The 1778-nt window shown below is 30.8% G+C and carries 1 protein-coding gene and 2 pseudogenes; 1 reads left to right on the top strand and 2 read right to left on the bottom strand.

Going from position 1 to position 1778, the window contains the following annotated elements; translation table 11 throughout:
- A pseudogene (locus tag CD138_RS13820) lies at positions 1-96 on the top strand (DDE-type integrase/transposase/recombinase); the annotation flags it as partial.
- A 611-nt stretch (positions 97-707) separates the two neighbouring features.
- Here CD138_RS13820 and CD138_RS13815 read toward each other — a convergent pair.
- A pseudogene (locus tag CD138_RS13815) lies at positions 708-966 on the bottom strand (protein rep); the annotation flags it as partial.
- Positions 967-1043: 77 nt separating this feature from the next.
- Complete coding sequence (locus CD138_RS13810) at positions 1044-1613, bottom strand: DnaD domain-containing protein (RefSeq protein WP_019167304.1); 570 nt, start codon at positions 1611-1613, stop codon at positions 1044-1046.
- Between the last annotated feature and the right edge of the window lie 165 nt (positions 1614-1778).

The raw sequence follows: 1778 nt of genomic DNA, 5'->3' as shown, positions 1-1778 counted from the left end.
AAGCATAAAAAAGCTTATTATAAATGGCGTGTTGATGAGACATATATCAAAATAAAAGGAAAATGGTGCTATTTATATCGTGCGATTGATGCAGATTTATAGCCCATAACTTTTTTGAATTCCATCGACGATACGGCGTCGAAAGAAAAATAAACAGACCGTATGAAAGAAAAAGCTACCTCATTTTATCTGGGGTAGCTTTTATTTTTTATGTCCTTATTTTGAATTTTAAAGGGTATTTTGAAGGCTTAGAGGTAAATTGTATGGTTTTATACCTAAAAGTTCATATATCCTCTTAAAACGCAAATATGAGCCGAATACAACAACAAATCTATTGCAAAGTTAAATGCAAAGTTTCCGCAAACCAAGTTTTCGATTTTACATGCAATATCCCATGCTCAAACCAGTCACATCAAGAGTTACAGTACTATATATACCACACAAAATCTATAGTGGTACCACTCTAAATCCAAGCGTGCCAACGCTTTTAACGAGTTAGGTACCAACTCTTAATCTTGCACTACCCCTTTTGACTAAAAAGGGGGGTATCGAAAAGAGTTTGCACTTTATAAAAATCACGCACTATTTCAATTTAAAATCATGCTCACTTTTATGCCGAGAAAACTTATGGTTTGGAATAAGCTTTGTGTTGTTGGTTCCAAACCATAAGGCAATTGGAATAAAAAAGACGCTGGCTAACGCCTTTTTTATTCTTCTTCAATTTCGTTAATCATTTGGTTGTTTACTTCTCGTTTTTCTTCTTCGGTTAAGTCGTAAATCTCACTTGCTAGATACTCTTTTTGATTCCACACATAAAAGAGTTGGTAAATATATTCGTCGGATCACTTTCTTTGAGATAATCCAACTCGCCATTTTTCATTTCTTTCTCGCCTCTTTAAAAAGACCTTAATAAACTAAAACCTGTTTGTCCTTTAATTATTTATAAAATGCATCAAATACCTTTTTGATATACTAAAGAAAGGAAGTTATGTAATACAAACTAATGAATCTTAATCTTGTTGTATACCTTACTTAAAGATTCATTATTTATAATTTCTTCTCTTTTTATTTAAGTGTTCTTTAAATGCTTGAGCTTCTGCTGCTAATTCTTGATCATTTTCTTCTTTCAATTTAAATTCTTCAGGGTGAGTTATCCACCTAGGTGTTTTTTCCTTACTTTTTAGTGAATGTATATTAGATTTAACACTAAAATTTTGAGCTTGCTCTATATCATAAATATGATTAGTAGACCACACTTGTAAGATCTTAGCTAAATACTGTTTAGGATTATTACCATTTTCAGAAGCATACTTGATAGCGTATTCCAAAAGGTCTGGGGGCATATCCTTACTTAGATCAGCTATTTTTTCTATAAATGCTTTTGTTGGTCTAACAGACATTTCTTCTTTTAAAAGTTTAATTAAATATTTTTCTCTACTACCACTACTACTATTTGTTTCAGTTTTTGTAGTAGTATCATTCAATTCAGTATTACTAATATCAGTATCATTAGTGTTTGATTTTCGAACTTCTTCGTCATGACAGGGTTCATCTACATTTTCTTCTTGCTTTTCAATTTCATAAATATCTTCTTTAGTAATTTCAGGGTTCATTAAATATAATTTGTTTGGTTTACCTTGACCACATCTTATTTGTTCTAAAAGATTAACTTCAGTTAATTCCAGACTGTCGACAAAGTCCTACGGACTTGTCGGCATTTTTTATTTCTTTAATATTTGTTTAATAACCTTTTCCCATTTTTTGTATAATAATAGTAA

Source organism: Staphylococcus intermedius NCTC 11048, from assembly GCF_002902385.1.
Classification (GTDB): Bacteria; Bacillota; Bacilli; order Staphylococcales; family Staphylococcaceae; genus Staphylococcus; species Staphylococcus intermedius.
The sequence above is the reverse complement of the archived record's forward strand: the minus strand, read 5'-3'. Positions and strand labels throughout refer to the sequence as shown.